The organism is Bifidobacterium sp. POST2/T3 (B1) (genome assembly GCF_058197115.1).
Map to the genome: position 1 here is coordinate 1 of NZ_JBVPQK010000447.1, position 2,102 is coordinate 2,102.

Genomic DNA, 2,102 nt, shown 5'->3' on the forward strand with positions numbered 1-2,102 from the left:
ACCAGGGACTCCCGTTCGACCACACCCACGGTGAATCCGGCCAGGTCGTACTCGTCAGGCTGGTACATGTCAGGCATCTCTGCGGTCTCGCCGCCTACCAGGGCGGCCCCGGCCTGGACGCAGCCGTCGGCCACACCCTTGACCACCTGCTCCAGCAGAGCCGGGTCATTGTGTCCGCAGGCGATGTAGTCCAGGAAGATCAGCGGCTCGGCCCCCTGGGCGATGATGTCATTGACACACATGGCCACGCAGTCCTGACCGATGGTGTCATGGCGGCCGGCTTCCCGGGCCACCATCAGCTTGGTACCCACGCCGTCAGTGCCCGAAACCAGAACCGGATGGCGGTAATTGAGCGCAGACAGATCGAAGTCGCCGCCGAAGCCGCCGATGTCGCCGGCGCCCGGCCTGCGGGTCCTGGCCGTGTGGGAGCGGATCCTGTCGATCAATTCGTATCCGGCCTCCACCGATACCCCAGCCTGCTCATATGCCTTCGGCATGGATGCCCCTTTCTCTGCGCTGTCTGTTCTGCTCTTCGCTAGTGCTCATTGGTCTGTCTTCTGCCCCGACCCCGCAGGCATGTCAAGCCCGTAGGATCCCTTGGAGGCTTCCAGCCGGGCCCGGTCCTCTGGGGTCAGCGAGGCCAGGAAGCCCTGCTCGTAGTCGTCAAGCCGCGTTGGGTAGTCTCCGTTGAAGTAGGCCACGCAGAGTCCCTGGTAGGGTGCATCACGACCCAGGCCGATGGAATCCACCAGACCGTCCAGACTCAGGTAGGCCAGGGAATCGGCCTCGATGGCTTCCCTGATCTGCTCCACGGACTTCTTGGCAGCAATCAGTTCGGAGGTCCGTTGGATGTCGATGCCGTAGTAGCAGGGATACCGCAGGGGCGGGGAGGCGATGCGCATGTGCACCTCGCTGGCCCCAGCCTCCCGGAGAAGGCGGACGATTCTGCGCGAGGTGGTGCCCCGAACTATGGAATCGTCGATGACCACCACTCGTTTGCCGGCTACAACGCCGCGCACAGCGGCCAGTTTCATTCTGACGCCCTGCTCGCGCATGGCCTGGCTTGGTTGAATGAAGGTGCGGGCCACATACTGGTTCTTGATCAGCCCCATCTCGTTGGGCAGCCCGGCCGCCTCGGCATAGCCTGAAGCGGCGGACAGGGAGGAGTTGGGCACCCCGATTACCATGTCGGCGTCCACCGGGGCCTCACGGGCCAGCCTCGCGCCCATTCTCTTGCGGGCCGAATGGACGTTGACCCCATAAATATTGGAGTCGGGCCTGGCGAAGTAGATAAACTCCATGGAGCAGATGGACAGGCAGGTCTGATCGGTATAGCTCTCGATGCTGTAACCCGAGTCGTCCACTCGGACGATTTCGCCGGGGCCGATGTCACGCACCAGCGTGGCGCCGACCAAATCCAGTGCGCAGGTCTCCGAAGCCAGGACGTAGGCCCCTCCTGGCAGCTGGCCCAACGAGAGAGGACGGAAGCCGTTGGGATCCATGGCTCCGATCATGGCATCTTCGGTCATGAGCAGGTAGGCGAAGCCGCCATGGACCTGGCACAAGGCCTGTTTGAGCGCCGCCATGAAGTCCTTTTCAGGGCTGCGCCGAATCAGGTGCATGAGCACCTCGGTGTCGGAGTTGGAGTGGAAGATGGCCCCTTGATCCTCCAACTCCGCTTTGAGGCTGTCGCAGTTGGTCAGGTTGCCGTTGTGTGCCAGTGCTATGTCTCCGTCATGAAAGCGGAAGACGAAGGGCTGGATGTTCTCGATGGACCCTGAGCCGGTCGTGGCGTAGCGGACATGGCCGATGGCCCGGTCTCCGGTCAGCGGCGTTAGGCTGGACTCGTCCGGGAAGACCTGAGTCAGCAGGCCCAGACCCCGCCGTCCGATCAGATGCCCCTGGTCGTTGGAAACGATGCCGGCACCCTCCTGGCCGCGGTGCTGCAGGGCGTGCAGGCCGAAGTAGGTCAGCCGGGCGGCGTCGGGGTGTCCCCAGACCCCGAAGATCCCACACTCCTCGTGGATGCCTTCAAGCTCCAACGACATGGTCTATGTCCTTTCCCCTAGGCGGCAAAGTAGTCCACTCCCGACTGGAAGAGC

General features: G+C 63.4%; 2 protein-coding genes. Both read right to left on the bottom strand.

Annotated features, from left to right (window positions below):
• Positions 1–497, bottom strand: a 497-nt coding sequence (locus AC0AP0_RS12625) for a phosphoribosylformylglycinamidine cyclo-ligase (protein WP_490430740.1), incomplete at its 3' end; no start/stop codon positions are given.
• Positions 498–542: 45 nt separating this feature from the next.
• On the bottom strand, positions 543–2,048 hold the full coding sequence (purF, locus tag AC0AP0_RS12630) for an amidophosphoribosyltransferase (protein ID WP_490430741.1): 1,506 nt from the start codon (positions 2,046–2,048) through the stop codon (positions 543–545).
• Between the last annotated feature and the right edge of the window lie 54 nt (positions 2,049–2,102).